A 16,250-nucleotide genomic window follows, 5' to 3' on the forward strand; every position below is an offset into this window, starting at 1 on the left:
AATTATAGTGTAATAAGCGATGTAATTTGCTTATATGTTTTTTCTATATTGGCGATAGTACGTTGTGCGGCTCGTGAACTGTTTTTATCAGCTTTGAGCCTTGCAAATTCTGAATCGATCAATTCTTTGATTGATTGAAGTGTTTTTACTATTTTTTTAAACGGTTCGTGGCGCCCCGGTGCAGTAAGACTTGCTTTGAAGATATATTTTTTGAGAGGATCTTGAGCATTTTTTCTGTGTAGAGCTTTGAGCGTTTTGGCAATATCTTCTAATAGTGCATGTATGCTTGTTATTATTTTCTGTTGTTGTTGCGCATCGTCCGGCCACGTAATAACGCCTTTTTCATTGAGAGTATTATCTGTAATGTAGGGAGCAAGTGCGTTATCGAACAATTCTTGAGCTTGCGCTGACGCATCTTTTGTACCGCCTATTTCTTCACGCGCAGGTTTCGATTGTTCTTTTCGATTTATTTGTACGGTATCAAGAAGTGCTTGTGTTTTTGCCTGAGCTTTCTCTTGGTTCTGGCGCGCTATGTCTTGTAATGCTTCTGTTGTGAGCGCACGTTGTGCTTGCTGTTCTTGGGCAATATCCAAAAAATCTTGTCTACGGGGATCAGGAGCCTGTGTGAGATGAGGCTGTTTGGTACCAGTTGTTCTTTCTTCACTTTTTGACGAGGGCGTGTCTTCGCTGGAAGCATAAAGCATCGCGTGTACTGTTATACAAAAAACAATCGATAAAATAAGCATAATGCACCACTAAAAAGTAACGACGAGTGATCCTAATACGGTTGTTGAACGATAGGCATTGCGCCGTTTGACGGGAGCCTGCCACAAAAATCCTAATGCAACATTGGGTGATATATCATAATTAAATGAAACGTTAACGATTTGGTTATACCACTTGGAATCACATATCAGTTTGCAAACGTCAATATTGTTGATATTTGGATCATTGGTACTGACAACTCTGATGCAATCTTCTCCATGAGTAATGATTAAATATTGAACATAAAAAGAAAGCCGATCGAGAAAATTGTTTGCAGCCATCGTTGCTCCAAACACCCAGTTTGTTCCCGGTTTTACTTCTAATGTTGCTTTGCGGGGCATAATACCATTTTGAAAATGACTGGTTGGTACGGGGACATTGCTATGGCATTTTTTTAAAAACTCCGTAAAGCCTATTTCAAAATCGACTTCTATGGTTTCTAAGAAATTAATAGAAAAACCACCCTCGAAGCCAATTCCCCAGTGTCCATTGTTACCATTGGGTAGAGAAAAAAGTTCGGAAGGTTTTTGTTTTTTACCCGTCGGAGCATTTACGCCAGCCACAAAAAATGGAGTCATGGTAAAAAATGCCCATGTTGGTCTATCTTTGTTAATTTCAAATGTCCTGCGCCAAAAAAGCATAAGACGAGTGTCTTCAGCGCCGGTTTCATGATAATTGCAGATGCTTTGGCCTAAGGTGTCTGCAACGAGTTCTACTTGGTCCATTATATTTTGTATGACCAATGTTTTACATGCGCAGTTAAAAACATCAATACAGCAATTTTCGGTGATACAGGCCGTTGAAGAAACAGATGAAGGGCAATCAACAACAACAGGGACGCAGTCACGTACGGGGCAAGAAAGTCCTGTTGCGGTACAGGTGAGGTCTAAAAAAGTAGCAGTTTGACGTAAGTCGGCAACGCCACCTTGTACGATGAGGCCAAAATCTCCAAAGCCAAATTCTGCCTCAAATCGTGCGCCAAATTTTCTGTAACTTATGGGTACAGAAAAAAAACCAAATTGTTGAGTTGGATCGGTATTGAGCGGGTTATTAATAAGCTCAAAACAGGCAACGTCATCCGGAGTTGCTATCAGTTGCAGGGTGTTGCGTAGCAATGTTTGTATATCAGTATTGCCATCTTTTTCTGGATATAGAAGGGCTAACATGTTCCATGGGCCGAGTAGATCTCCGAGCATGACGGGATTACGGTGAATGTCATTGCCAAAATCTGCTGATTGGCGGAATCCAGAGAGGGAAAATCTAAAGCGTTCCGGGCGCCTTGGTGCCTCATAGCACGAAATTTCATTATGCGGCGAGGTATGCAAAAATCCGGGAGATGCCCCTGGATATATTGGAAATTTATTGTTGCATCGAGTTGTATTATAATAACGCGTATTTAAAAACGCGTGTGGATCAGCTGTTGTGTACATGGGGTATGGATCATTTTTTGTAAAATTACTCAGGCAGCAATTGATACTGCTTGGTATGCAAAAAATGACCATGAGGAGGAGTGTATAAAAAAGTGCTCTCATTACTATCCTTTCAGATTACCTCCATTTTAGGTGATTTTTTTGTAAGCATTGTCTAGCAATGCTTACATACAGAAATAAGGTATACCATCTTTATTTACGATCAGTCAACTCGGAATGTATTTTATTTTTTTGATGAGCATATTATATTTTTGGAAATTCTTGTATGACGCCATGAATCGCGCATAAAATAATGATAATAGCCGTAATAAAGCCTAGATAAGCGATAATTATTTCCCTTTTTGTTTGACGTTGAGGCTTTATTATAAGCGTCAGAATAGACATTCCATAGGCAAAAACAACAAATATTGCAGTGAGACTAAATAAAAGATTTATGCTCGAAAAAATAATGCACGCCGCGCCTATCGCTATTCCTATTAAAGAAATTGCGGTGTTTGTGGGTATTGTTTTTGATACTATTTTTTTTACGCAAAATATCATGAGATTGCTTAATGACCATATCATAGAATGTAATGTTCCCATAATCGTTATAATAATTGCCACATTGATAATATGGGTAAGCCATGGATAATTGAATTGTTGAATAAGCACTTCAGAAAGTGGAATTGCATTGCTGGTAAAAAGACTTTGTGGTATCGCTAAAATAAGTGATAGAGTAAAAATCATGTAAATAATGCCAACGAATAATACCGAAAGAAAAATGGCGCGAGGTACATTCTTTTTGGGGTTTTCAACAAGTGCAAATAATGAAGAAATAGATTCAAATCCAAAAAATCCAAAGATAACAGCTTTTGTTGCGCCTACGATATTACTTAATCCATAGGGCGCAAATGGAAATAAATTATTCCAAGATAGTTGCGTTAAGCACAGCCCTGTAATCAGAACAAGCGGTAGAAGGGTAAACATAATAAGAATAATTTGGCCAATTTTAGAAATAACTGCACCGGCAAAATTAAGTATTACGACAATTGATAGAGCAATAATTCCCAATAATTGTGGACTCATGTTGGGAAAATAAATATGGAGATAGCTACCGGTTATACGTGTAAGAAGTCCCATTGCTATAATAAGGCCTACAAGATAACTAATAGTAGTGAAGGCGCCTATGGTATGTCCAGCCCATTGTGAAACGTACGTATAAAATGAACCTTCTTCTGGATATAATTCAGCTAGTCGAGCCATAGAAAGAGCCATAAAAAGTACAGCTATAATAACAAAAGCATAGGTAATGATGCCTGCAGGGCCGACTGAGGTTAAGAGCGCTGCGGGTACGCCAAATATTCCTGCGCCGATCATTGCGTTGATACCAATGATGGTTGCCATGGGTAAGCTAATTTTATGTGCTTGAGTCATGATAATTCGCCCTATCTTGTTTATATATTTACTTTAGATATACTTTTTTATGAATAAGATTTTTTTTATAATTTTTTAAGTAATTAGTTTATTATGTATTGCGCCTATTATCAATCACCCGTTGTCCGTCAACACGTTTCTTTTTTTGTTGCCACATTACGTGCGCATGAACATCTTTGCTTTGATCGAACCCTTGATGCTCAAAATCAGGTGTTTGAGTTTTTTGTTCCAGAAAAGAACGTTGCTTTGTTCGAATCAATCATGAATATATACGTACGTATGGGAGTTATTTATTCTTTTACGCGTATGCACAATCGTCTTACCGATCCTACTCAATCCCTATAATTGCAAAAGCGCACTCAATCTCACAAAAACATCCTGAGGGCTTAAAATTGCCAGAAGATCTTTGATGGTAGGACCATCGCTGTGACCTGTTAGAGCTATACGCACCAGTGCAAATAGCTCTTTTGCCGGAACTTTATGTTCTTTGCAATAACCTGATAACGAGGCGGTAAATTCTGCGGCATCAAACGCGGTGCTGTCATGCGTTGATAAATATTTTTGTATGAACGTGACGTAATGTGATACAGCGTATTTTTGTACAAGCTCTGTATCTATTGTTGGTGCTGTAAAATAAAAGCCGAAGTTTTTTGCTGCATCGGATAATGTTACTAGATCGGTTTTAAGCAGCGTTACTAGCTGAGTAAGCTTTTCTTGTGAAAGTTGTTGCGCTTCAGGATAGGTGGTTTCAAGAAAGGGTCTTATACGCTCTGCGAGCACCGGTATATCAAGGCGTTCTATCCACTTGTGATTTATCCAGCGTAGTTTTTCTACATCATATTTACTGTGGCCGGTTGAATTAATTGAATCGAAATTAAAGGCATTGGCAAGTTCATGTATGTCCATAATTTCATGTTCATATGATCCGCCACAAATGAGTGCTAGATAGTTGGCAATTGCTTCTGGCAGATATCCTCCATGAATAAGGTCTTGGAGCGAAAATCCAAAGTCTCGCTTTGACAGCTTTTTCCCTTCGTGGTTGCACAGCATAGGAAGGTGCCAAAAGAGGGGGAGCGTTGCATCAAAAGCTGCATATAAAGATGCTTGTAGTGCCGTATTGCTTAAATGATCTTCTCCTCGAAACACGTGTGAAATATGCATTTCCATATCGTCAACAAAGTTGGCAAAAATAAAGGTAAAGCTTTCATCCTGTCGCGTGAGCGGGAAATCTGAAAAATTGTTCAGATCATACTCTATAGTGCCACGAGCAAGGTCATGTATCTTTACGGTTGCTGCGGGCAGCTTGTAGCGCCAAATATAGGGCATTTTATTCGTAATTTTTTGTAATCTTTCAGCTTCAGTGAGAGCCATACACGTGCGATCGTAGCGGGGTGGCATTTTGAGCGCTATAGACCTTTGTCTTTTTTTATCAAGTTCTTCCACTGAGCAAAAACATGGGTACGCCATGTTCTTTTCAATAAGCGTAGTGAGATATTTTTTATAAAAAGAGTTGCGTTCTGACTGAAAGTAAGGGGCGTAAGGACCGCCAACGTTAGGGCCTTCTTGGTATGATAATCCTAACCAAGAAAGATCTGCAATGATGTGCTGGGCGCCATAATCCATGTTTCTTGTTTGGTCGGTATCTTCAATCCGAACAATAAAAGTACCTTTTTTTTGTAAGGCAAAGAGATAATTGATTAATGCGGCACGCACATTACCTAGGTGCATAAACCCAGTTGGTGAAGGTGCAAATCGGACCCTTACAGGATGGCTCATATGATTCCAGCAGTTAGAAATGATGATTGTTTTTTTATATAATAGCAAAAATGAATATCAATGTGTACTTTTTTAGAAAAAATTCATATATTTTGACATTACTTGTAATGATTTGCTACTTTCATCCCAACTTAAAAAGGGAGAGGCAGCATGAATAAGTGTGTTAAAATTTTTGTTACAGCAGTGATCAAGGATTCTTTTTTGCATGATTTTGTTCAAAGTAATGCGCGAAAATTATCGATAGAGGGCTCGGTGGTGAGGCCAGCTCCTGACAAAATTAAAATTGTCGCCTGTGGAGACAAAGATAATGTCGATAAATTTGTTGATATTTTGCATAAAGAATTTATCGAGCTAGGTGTTCAGGATATTGAAGTAGAGCCATTTCTTAAAGATAAAGACTATCGAGGTGTTTTTAGAATCATAGAGTAGCTGATGGTGCGAATGTATCACTAAAATTTCAAGACGGGCATATTTTTTTTCCGTATACTAACATAATTGCATATTTTTTGGGATATTGTGTGATTATTTTAGTGTTTTTTTTAGTGTTTTTTTTGGATTGTTCTGCTGAGCGCGAAAAGCTATGGTCGCTTTCAATTAACATGAATAATTCATATGATTCGATCGAACGTTTGATTGATGAAAAAACAATTAAAAAGCATCTCAAAAAGCCTCTCATAGATACGTTGTGCGTTGATGCGGATATACCGTTTTCGGAACATGAACTTGCTTATTATATGGACTTTAAGCAGGGTATGACTGTTGCTGCTGAGCATATAAAAAAGCTTGTTTATTGCCTTTCGCAAAAAAATAAATTTGCAACTATTGCTTTTTTGTTAGAGCGATCTGATCAAAAAAATAATTTAACTGTTACGTTGCGCAGTTATTGGACAGTAGGGCGTATTAAGATAGAAGGTGCGCTTTTTAATAAAGAAAGTTATAAGCGTTATTATCTGATGTCCGAGGGCGCTTTATTTGATGCAGTTCGACACGAAGCTTCGTGCAAATATATACAGGACATGTGCTGTGCCCAAGGGTATTTGAACGTTACCTGTTCTGCTCAGTGTACTTATCAACATGCAACTAAAACGGTAGACGTTACGCTTGTTATTAATCCTGGTAAAAAATTTGTTATAGAGTCGGTTGACGTTATTGGCAATCTTACGGGCACTATTGAGCAAGAGATGCGTACAAAAGTACGTAAATTGTGCGGTAAATATTACTCAAAAAAAACATGCGATGATGTACATGCAGAACTGAAAAAAAATCTTTTAGAGCGTGGATATTATGACGCACGTTTTAAGGTGTGCGAAGATATAGATTATTCTAGAAATGTTATAAAATTATCTTACGATTTTACGCTTGCTTCGTGCATGCAGCTTAATTTTGACGGTAATACTTTTTTTTCGACCTATGATCTGCGAAAATTTATTTTTGAAAAATGGAGTCTGTCTGATGCATCTCCAGAAGTTCTTATTGCCGACGTGCAAGAATTATATAAAGAAGAAGGTTTTTTCGATGTTGAAATACATCAAAAAAATCAAGCGGATAGTTTACTGTTTGTTATTCAAGAACATGCGCCCATTATTATTAATAAAATAAAAATATGTGGCACGGAATCTGTGTGTCCCTTATTTATAAAAGATTTTTTTAAGCCGGTATTGCATGAGCGGTTTGCGCAAAAAAAAATGGATGATATAAAAAAAACTATATGCGATTGGTATCACAAAGAAGGTTATTGGCAAGCAGATGTTTCTTGGCAGTTGCCAGCGCGAGATAATCTTGGTGATTATACTCTTACATTGATCATTGAAGAGGGCCCTCGATTTTTTTTACCAGACAATACACCGGCTCCTTTGCAAAAATTAATTGTTCAGCAGAAAAAGCATGTACAAGCTCTGCAGCGAACAGGATGCTCGTATGCAACATGTGAGCTGGAGTACGATATTGTCGACGTAAATGCTGTATTTGTTACCTTAAAAACGGCACACGAATATCCTGTGCGGTATGGTAAAACTATTACTCTTGGTAATAATTATTTTTTATCGAATAGATTGCGTGAGCAGCTTTCTATTACAGAAGGTGATGTTTGGGATAGAGGCATTTTGGAAAAAAATATTAAAAAACTTAAACTGCATCCCATTTTCGAACGAATTACCATAACCCCCGTACGTAGGGATACGGCCGGTCCGGTTAAAGATGTGCTTCTTGCATATACTGTTGACGAGGGACATGAAATAAAGGCGCGATTGGGCGCTCAGTGGGTTGGTCGTCATCTGCATATACATCGTGTAACGCCCAAAGCCGGGTTTTCGTATCTATGGAAAAATCCAAGCTCCTCTGGAGATTGTTTGCGATGTGATATTGATATTACACAGTATTATCGCGATGTAAGTATGCGTTACACTTTGCCATGGATTACAGGCTGGCCACACAGAAGTGATATCTATGGCTACAGCATGCGTTATGATCAGCCCTTTCATATCGGAACGCCAGCCATTTTATATAAAAGCGAGCAAGATGGTTTTTTGTTGGGGTTTAATCATGTGTATTCTGCAGGAGATTGTGCGTTAAATATCGGTGTTGAGTGGCAAGGGATAAAAAATCTTTCGCGATTATTGGCTGAAAAAATTCAATTTTCACCAAGTCTTATAGGGAAAATGGTGCCATATTTTTTTATTGAGCCTACCTTTGTTATTGATAGGCTTGACGACAAAATAAAGCCAAATAATGGTTTTTTTTCATTGTTTACCTGCAAGGGCATGCTTCCTGTTGGCAAGATACGGGATGCATATTTTATAAAATTATTACTTGAACATGCTTTTTTTTTCGAGATAGCCCATGAGATTGTTGCCGGATTTCGTGTGAGAGTAGGGCATATTTTTAATGAATGTTTTTTTACTATAACTCCACCGCAGCGTTTTTTTTTGGGTGGTGCCTATTCAATGCGAGCGTATCTGGCCGATCTTGTTCCTCCACTAAATATATACACGGATAATGCTGGTTGTGAATGCATTGTGCCTATTGGCGGCAAATCCATGATAAATATTAATAATGAAATACGTTTCCCTCTATATTCTTCTTTATATGGCGTGCTTTTTACTGATATTGGTATGCTGGCACAAGAAAAAATGAGTGAAATACAGCCAAAAAATATACTTGGATGTACGGGCTTTGGCGTTCGGCTCTACACGCCAGTGGGGCCATTGAGAGCTGATATTGCATGGAAGTGGAAAAAAAGTTTCCCTTCGGATTGTTCTTATGCGTGGTTTATAACACTTGGTAATGCTTTTTAAAATCTGGAGTTATGAAATATTTTCTTTGATTTATTTGTCAAAAAAAATTATATTCAAAAGAGTAATTTTAGCTTTTTTGTAAGGTACGCATTCATATGAAACACACAGACCACAATCATAGCAGCCATGAGGCGTCTCTTTATGATGAATTAACTTGTCACCTACCCTATGCGGCATTTTCTGTTGCCATAGGTTTTATAGTACTGAGTCTGCTGCATTTTATGAGTATGAATCTTGCGCAAGCGCAGTTGCACAAGGGGTATCATATACTTTTTCATGCTTTTCACTATTTACATATTATGTTTGCGGTGACCGGTACGTTGGTTACCTTTTTACGTTTTTCGAATCATTTAACACGTGGAATCATTGTTTCATTAATTTCTCCCGCTGTGTTTTGTACCCTATCCGATGTTGCATTACCTGCTTTGGCGGGAAATATTTTGGGCGTTCACATGGACATGCATATTTGTTTTTTTAAACTACATGATTTTATGAATGTATTACCATTTATGCTTGTGGGTCTTATTACCGCTCTTTCGCTCAGTCGTCATCATGTGCGGTCATTGAATTTTATTTCGCTTGGTTCTCATTTTATTCACATTTTGATTAGCTCCTTGGCATCGTTATTTTACGTTGTTTCTTACGGTTTTAGCGGATGGCCAAAGGTTATGGGAATTTTGTATTTCTTTTTAGTTATAGCAGTGGTCATACCGTGCACGTTTTCGGATGTTGTTGTTCCATTATATTTTGCTCGTAAAAAGAATAAGGCCGCTCACAAGGATGCGCATTAGTATGAAAGAGGGATATAATGAGAAGTATCAGACTAGAAAATATTTCAAAAAAATATAATGGCGAGCTGATTTTAGAGAATATTAATCTTACTATTCCAACCGGGAAGTTTTTTGCACTTTTAGGCCCGAGTGGTTCTGGCAAAACAACGCTCTTAAGGCTTATTGGCGGGTTTGAACGTGTAGATTCTGGTTCAATTTTTCTTGGCAAGCAGGATATTACGCACAAGCCTATTAATCAGCGACATATTAATACTGTTTTTCAAAGTTATGCTTTATTCCCACATCTCAATGTTTTTGACAATGTTGCATATAGCCTAAAAATTAAGCACATGTCGGCTGCAGTGGTTAAAGAAAAAGTACTTAAAGTTTTAAAAACGGTGCATTTGGGAGCTCATGCTTATAAGTCTATTCAACAGCTTTCCGGTGGCCAGCAACAGCGTGTTGCTCTAGCTCGTGCAATTATTAATGAGCCGGATGTTCTTCTTCTGGATGAACCGCTGGCGGCACTTGATTTTAAATTACGGGAAAAAGTTCTTGTCGAATTGATTGAGCTTCAAGATAAACTTAAAACCACGTTTATTTATGTTACCCATGATCAATTTGAAGCACTTACGGTTGCTGATCAAATGGCAATTATGAACCATCATGGTGAAATAGAACAAATCGGGACTCCAAAGGAAATATATGAATTTCCGGTTTCTTCTTTTGTCGCGCAGTTTGTAGGAACGACCAATATTATTCCTGGAGTATTGCGATTAAATGATCATAATGAATGGTCTATGGTATGTGGTTCATTGGGCGCCTTTTCGGTGTATATTCCTAAAGTGCGAGACTGGATGCATAGCGGTGCACGTGTTGTGATGAGTATTAGGCCAGAAAAAATATTCATATCAAAATCACAGCTTGCAGGGTTTTCTAACGTTTCAACGGGTACTGTTGAGGCCATTATTTATCATGGAAGATCGACCCAGTATAATGTGCGTTTGAAAGATGACACTCGTTTGCAGGTCTTCTCTCAAAATGAAGAGCATTTCCCTCAAGAAATTATCGATTATGATAATGAAGTTTTTTTATACTGGCAAAAAGAAAATGTAGTGGTACTAGAACGATGAAAAAATTGATGCGCTCAGAATGGGCTTTTTTTGTAGGTGTTCCCGGTTTTGTGTGGCAGGTGCTCTTTTTTTATATTCCCCTCATGTGTATTTTGTTTATGGCCCTGTGTTCTTGGCACAATTTTACGTATTTTTTTACATCAACCTATTTTTTAATTATTGCGCGTTCGTTGGGACTTTCATTAACAACGACGGTGTTGTGCCTGTTAATCGGTTACCCGGTTGCGTATTTTATTGCATTTAGTAGTAAGAAAATAAAAAACTTTTTACTCTTTCTTATTATTGTTCCTTTTTGGACAAATTTTTTATTACATGTGTGCGCCTGGTTTTTTGTACTTGAGCGTAATGGTTTTTTGAATACGCTGTTATTGCGCTATGGAATTATTCAAGAGCCGCTATCGTTATTGAATAATATGTTTGCTACCATTTTGATGATGGTGTATTACTATCTTCCCTTTATGATATTGCCATTGTATTCAATTTTAGAAAAATTTGATTATCGATTTATCGAAGCATCTCTTGATCTTGGTGCAACGATGCGTCAAACAATGATGCATATTATTTTTCCATTAACCGTGCCCGCAATGCAGGCCGGTGTTTTTTTGGTTTTTGTACCAGCCTTTGGTGAATTTGTCATTCCTGAGCTTATGGGCGGGGATAGGCATATGTTTGTTGGTACGGTTATTTCTTATTATATTCTTGGCGCCAAAACAATAGCTCAGGGAGCCGCTTTTACGATGCTGAGTATTTCTATTCTTCTTATGGTCATGGGTATTTTGTATGTAACTACTCAAAAATTAAGGGATGGGAATGGCTGATAAAACGTCAAAGGCAGGATTTTTAAGCACATTTTTTGTCGTACTGGTATATCTTTTTTTATATATTCCTACGGTTGTTTTGGTTGTTTTTTCTTTTAATAAAATGCCCTTTCCCGCGCCTTGGACGGAATTTACCTTGCAATGGTATTATGATCTTTATCATGCGTCGCATTTGTGGGAAGCTTTTTATACATCATTAATTGTTGCTTTTTTATCAACATTTTTAAGTATTATTATGGGAATTTCTTTAATGTTTTATGCGGTTCAAGGGGGCAGAGTTAAAAAATTGCTTATTCTTTTTTACGGCAATCTTATGATTCCAGAAATTGTTTTGGCGATCGGTTTATTAACGCTGTTTTCTTTATGCTCAATTCCCCTTGGATTAGGAACGCTTGTTATAGCGCACACCGTTTTAGGCTTGGGATATGTTATACCCTTAGTTTATACCAGATTTGTAGAACTTGATTATCGTCTTATCGAAGCATCATTGGATTTGGGTGCCTCATATTCGCAAACTTTTTTTAAAATAATATTGCCGTTATTGCGGCCGTCGTTAATTGCAGCCGGATTATTAGTATTTATTATATCATTTGATGATTTTGTTTTATCATATTTTTGTTCCGGAAGTTCTGTGCAAACACTTTCATTATATATTTTATCAATGGCGCGATCGGGCATTTCACCCATTATTAATGCTTTATCGACCATATTATTGATGTTAAGTAGTTTATTGGTATTGATTTTTTGTTCGATCAATGCCCGATCGAGAATATTTTAAGATGAAAAACACTACCTATCGCGGCCTTATTATTATTCGTTGTTTAATTGTATTATTTTGGGTTTTTCTTATTTCGGTAGGAATTCTGTTTTTTTCTTCTTTTACTAGGCAGCCCCATACTCTTAATATTTTGGCGTGGGGAGATCTTTTTGACGAGCTATCTATTAGAGATTTTGAAAAAGAAACAGGTATTAGAGTAACTATCACCACTGCCTCGAGCAATGAAGAAATGTTGATTAAACTCAAGGCCAATAATTGTGATTATGATCTTATTATTCCATCAGATTATGCGGTTTCTTTATTGTTGCAAGAACGGCTTCTTAAGCCATTAGATAATGCTCGTATTATTAATTATCATGATATTCACCAGTTTTTGTTACATCGTGAATTTGATGCGCATAATACCTATTCTGTTCCAGTAGCGTGGGAAATTTTTGGATTTGGGATTAACAAAAAAATGATGACGCAAGATCATTATGATTGGCCCATTATTTTTGATAATATGCATCATTTGTGTATGGTTAATGATCCTGTAGAGGCAATTAATATTGGTGCGTTATATTTGTACGGTGTGCCCGCGCACTTATCGCACGCTCAGATTTATGAAACCGCCCATCTGCTCAAAAAGCAAAAAAAACAGGTAACTGCGTATTCTGATTTTAGGGCAGATTATTTTTTGGTGACCGAAAATTGCCCATTAGTGGTTTCTTCAAGCTCATATATTTTACGTAACATGAAAAATTATCCTGCTATTGATTTTGTAGTGCCGGATTCTGGTTCATTTATAACAATAGAAAACTATGCGTTGCCCGTGTGCGCCCGTCATGAGGATGCGGCCTATTTATTTATTAATTTTATGTATAGGCCAGAGGTTGCGCAGCGTCACTGCGAGCGTTTTGCATTTTTTCCTGCTCTGTCTACGGTTGATGTGCGCGCATTGCCGGATAAATATCAAGCGCTTTTGTCCCAAGCCTCAGAGCTTTTAGCTAAAAGTTATTTCTTCAAGCCGCTTGTTTCTGATCAAGAAAAAAACGACACCTGGATCTTTGTAAAATCTTAAAAATATATATTTTATCTGCTTGTTTTTGTTACGGTAATAACTATGAAAACATGGATAAAAAAAGTATTTGGTTTTGGGCTCGCAAGTTTTTTGAGCGATTTTAGTCATGAGATGACCATATCGTTGATACCAATTCTTGTTACGCAGTTTGTAGGGCCGGTACAAGCACCGTTTTTTTTGGGTATTATTTCTAGCATCAGTGATGCATTCGCCAGTTTTTTACGCCTTGTCTCAGGTTTTTTAAGTGACAGATTATCACGTAAAAAACCATTGATTATGTTGGGCTATGGCATGTCCGCATTATTTTCAACGCTTGTTGGTTTTACGCATTCAATAGGAGGAGTTCTGTTCTATCGCATGCTTTCTTTTACCGGCAGTGGGCTGCGTGAGCCGCCGCGTGATGCGCTTATAGCAGCAACCATTGAACCGCCATATTATGGTCGGGCTTTTGGTTTAAAGAGCGCCATGGATACCCTCGGGTCGCTCATTGGCCCGCTTGTCACGTTCGCGTGTGTCGGTATATTGTCAATGCATTGGATTTTTGTTCTTTCATGTATTCCCGGCATGCTTGCCGTGGCAGCCATTTTTTTCTTTACACAAGATCTACGTATTCATGCAAAAAACACACGCATTTCGGTAGCATCATTGTGGCATGATGTTCGGCTGTTGCCTCGTTCATTTACACTTTTTTTGCTGATTCTTTTTATTTTTGATGTGGGTAGTTTTAATAAACTTTTGTTACTGTCTCGTGTGCAAGAAATAATAGTGCTAGAAAAAATGAGTATCGCCCAGGGGCTTGTTTTGTTATATGCGCTTTTTAATAGTGCACGTGCAGGCAGTGAATTTTTTATAGGCTTATTAAGTGATTATATTCACAGAGTTGTATTATTAGCATTATGTGGTTGTGGGCTATTAGCTGTCGTTGCATTTTTATTACTGAGTTCACACGGCTCGTTAGTGTATTGTGCTGGCATATTTGCGTTAGCAGGCATAAGCGCCGCAGCTATGACAACGCTCAAAAAGGCCTGTGCAGCGGACATGTTGCCGGCCCATATTCGTGGACTTGGTTATGGAGTGCTGCAAGCAGCAGAAGGCTTCGCCATGCTTATTTCCAGCGCGTTAATTGGCTTCTTGTGGACTCATTATTCCCCCACGCTCGGCTTTTCATACGTCATTGTCATGAGCCTCACTGCAATGTTGTTATTGTTAGGCTTAAGAAGATTTTTATAATTTAGCTTACAGGCTTTTGTAGACCTCGCTCATGGTGAGTACCGCGAAGCGGTGTATCGAACCATAGCGTAGGCATATGAAGCCGGGAGTATCGAAGGGTATCAATAAACCAGGTTGCATTTAGGCTTTTCTAAAATAATTTTTAACTTTGCTTTTTTGAAGACCAAGCCAGGCTTGCATGCGTTGCATCATTGAAAGTTTAGGTGCAGGTACTGGTGTGAGTACTGGTGCAAGTGATGAGCTTTTTGCTTTTAGAATCATTGTATATAATTCATGCGTAGATTTTTGTAATGAGCTAATATCCCAAATATCAATATGTCCCATAGTGCTGCCAGCGATAATCTTTGTGCCATCGGGCGTTACCGCAAGCGATGTGCAATGGATTCCCGTTGTACGATTATACTCGAAAATAGTTATGGGTATTTGTGCAAAAGCAGGGTGCCAAATTTTTATTGCTGATCCGCCGGAAACAATATGTTGGTTGAAGGAGATGGTATCTATTGCGTAAATTGGACTATCATTAACAAAATGTTTTTTAAGTTTTGATCCGTTAGAATCCAAGATATTAAGATTTCCGTTATCTTGGCCTACAATAATTTGGTCATCAAGATATGCCTTTAATGTAACATGTGTATTAGATTGTGCGCCTTCGTTTAATGACTTTGTAGCGACATCAACAATAGTAATTGTTCCAGAGCTGTCGGAATAAAAAATTTTTTCACCATGAGAAGTTATGGCAATGGATTCTATTGGCCATTTATTTTGAATAGGTTCTATACGCTTGCCGGAATTAATATCCCAAATATCAATACTCCCAATTGGGTGTCCTGCTTTTAGGCCGTGCGTCCCAGAAACAATTCGCTGACGATCGGGAGTTACGGCAATTGATGATATGGATATGATGTCTGGATCGGTATTTTTAAACGTTTGTATTACATTAAAATCTATATCTCGTAAGTTCATTGTTTCAGAATGAGCGGTAATAATGTTATTATCAGGAGCTGCTATAGCGCGGGTGGGTCCCATCAAAGTTTTTAAACTTTTCCCTGTATTAATATCCCAAGAAATAACTTTATTATTACATCCACCAGAAATTATTATTTTATCATCACTAGTTATATTTATTGAACGAATTGCATCACCATGGAATAATGTTTTCTTTGGTTTTTTTGGTAATAATTGTTGAAGCGCTGACGCGATGATGTCAAAATACTTGTCGTATAAAATTCGTCCAATTTCCCTATTAATATCATCAAGAGTTATTTCTTCATCCAAGCTATTAAGAAGTTTAATTCCCCAGTCCGGCTTTTTTTCAAGTACTTCAGGATTGGTTATACGGTCTGCTATTTGTTTTGTTACAAAATCTGTTAATGTTTGATTACCCAAAAAATTGCTCATTTTTCCGACAGCAATAAGACTATCGGCTGTTGGTTTTATTGTTTTGATTCCTCGCAATGCGTTCCAATAGTCTTTTAGCAATAATAGGTGGCGGTAAGAAAAAAGCTTTTCTGAAGACCAATCTATCTCTTTGGGATTTGGTTGATCATCTAGAAGTTCTTTTATGGTGCTATTATTAATTAAATCAGCAGGGAGTGTTACTGTAGGTAATAGCTCAATTAATCCCAATTTATTTTCTCGTAATCTGGTGGAAACTATATGGGGATTGATGGGAATATAAGGCTTTACTTGATAGTCGTTGGTCTCCATGCTGCGAATAAAAAAAGTAAGAGAGAGTGCTAATACTATAAATTTATTTAAAAAATGCTTTGGCATGTTGGTTGCTT

General features: G+C 37.7%; 14 protein-coding genes. 9 read left to right on the forward strand and 5 right to left on the reverse strand.

Annotation, left to right across the window (positions count from 1 at the left end):
• Positions 1–2: 2 nt before the first annotated feature.
• The 3 genes from WC707_01095 to WC707_01105 form a co-directional block, all read right to left on the reverse strand.
• Complete coding sequence (locus WC707_01095; protein MFA6065758.1) at positions 3–746, reverse strand: hypothetical protein; 744 nt, start codon at positions 744–746, stop codon at positions 3–5.
• 9 nt (positions 747–755) lie between these two features.
• Positions 756–2,297, reverse strand: coding sequence for a hypothetical protein (locus WC707_01100; GenBank protein ID MFA6065759.1), 1,542 nt, complete (start codon positions 2,295–2,297; stop codon positions 756–758).
• A gap of 141 nt (positions 2,298–2,438) precedes the next feature.
• Positions 2,439–3,608: an amino acid permease gene (locus WC707_01105; protein ID MFA6065760.1), complete on the reverse strand. Its 1,170-nt coding sequence runs from the start codon at positions 3,606–3,608 to the stop codon at positions 2,439–2,441.
• A gap of 93 nt (positions 3,609–3,701) precedes the next feature.
• Here WC707_01105 and WC707_01110 point away from each other — a divergent pair, with 93 nt between their 5' ends.
• Positions 3,702–3,953, forward strand: coding sequence for a hypothetical protein (locus tag WC707_01110; protein MFA6065761.1), 252 nt, complete (start codon positions 3,702–3,704; stop codon positions 3,951–3,953).
• Here the strand turns inward: WC707_01110 and gltX are convergent.
• Positions 3,948–5,384: a glutamate--tRNA ligase gene (gene gltX, locus WC707_01115; protein MFA6065762.1), complete on the reverse strand. Its 1,437-nt coding sequence runs from the start codon at positions 5,382–5,384 to the stop codon at positions 3,948–3,950. The genes WC707_01110 and gltX overlap by 6 nt on opposite strands.
• A 150-nt stretch (positions 5,385–5,534) precedes the next feature.
• Here gltX and WC707_01120 point away from each other — a divergent pair, with 150 nt between their 5' ends.
• The 8 genes from WC707_01120 to WC707_01155 all read left to right on the forward strand — a co-directional run bounded on the left by WC707_01120 (position 5,535) and on the right by WC707_01155 (position 14,466).
• Positions 5,535–5,813, forward strand: a complete 279-nt coding sequence (locus tag WC707_01120) for an acylphosphatase (protein MFA6065763.1) — start codon at positions 5,535–5,537, stop codon at positions 5,811–5,813.
• 89 nt (positions 5,814–5,902) lie between these two features.
• Positions 5,903–8,677, forward strand: coding sequence for a POTRA domain-containing protein (locus WC707_01125; GenBank protein MFA6065764.1), 2,775 nt, complete (start codon positions 5,903–5,905; stop codon positions 8,675–8,677).
• Positions 8,678–8,772: 95 nt separating this feature from the next.
• On the forward strand, positions 8,773–9,468 hold the full coding sequence (locus WC707_01130; GenBank protein MFA6065765.1) for a hypothetical protein: 696 nt from the start codon (positions 8,773–8,775) through the stop codon (positions 9,466–9,468).
• A gap of 17 nt (positions 9,469–9,485) precedes the next feature.
• Complete coding sequence (locus tag WC707_01135) at positions 9,486–10,580, forward strand: ABC transporter ATP-binding protein (GenBank protein ID MFA6065766.1); 1,095 nt, start codon at positions 9,486–9,488, stop codon at positions 10,578–10,580.
• On the forward strand, positions 10,577–11,398 hold the full coding sequence (locus tag WC707_01140) for an ABC transporter permease (protein MFA6065767.1): 822 nt from the start codon (positions 10,577–10,579) through the stop codon (positions 11,396–11,398). Before WC707_01135 ends, WC707_01140 begins: the two co-directional genes overlap by 4 nt.
• Positions 11,391–12,176, forward strand: coding sequence for an ABC transporter permease (locus WC707_01145; protein ID MFA6065768.1), 786 nt, complete (start codon positions 11,391–11,393; stop codon positions 12,174–12,176). The genes WC707_01140 and WC707_01145 overlap by 8 nt, the downstream gene beginning before the upstream one ends.
• Before the next feature lies 1 nt (position 12,177).
• Complete coding sequence (locus WC707_01150; GenBank protein ID MFA6065769.1) at positions 12,178–13,236, forward strand: extracellular solute-binding protein; 1,059 nt, start codon at positions 12,178–12,180, stop codon at positions 13,234–13,236.
• A 42-nt stretch (positions 13,237–13,278) separates the two neighbouring features.
• The gene (locus WC707_01155) at positions 13,279–14,466 is read left to right on the forward strand and encodes an MFS transporter (GenBank protein ID MFA6065770.1); all 1,188 of its coding nucleotides are present in this window, start codon (positions 13,279–13,281) and stop codon (positions 14,464–14,466) included.
• Positions 14,467–14,586: 120 nt separating this feature from the next.
• On the opposite strand, the gene WC707_01160 is transcribed toward WC707_01155, so the two are convergent.
• Entirely contained in the window at positions 14,587–16,239 is a 1,653-nt protein-coding gene (locus tag WC707_01160; GenBank protein ID MFA6065771.1) for a hypothetical protein, read from the reverse strand.
• Positions 16,240–16,250 lie beyond the last annotated feature (11 nt).

The sequence above is a fragment of the Candidatus Babeliaceae bacterium genome (assembly GCA_041660765.1).
GTDB lineage: Bacteria > Babelota > Babeliae > Babelales > Babelaceae > JBAZVR01.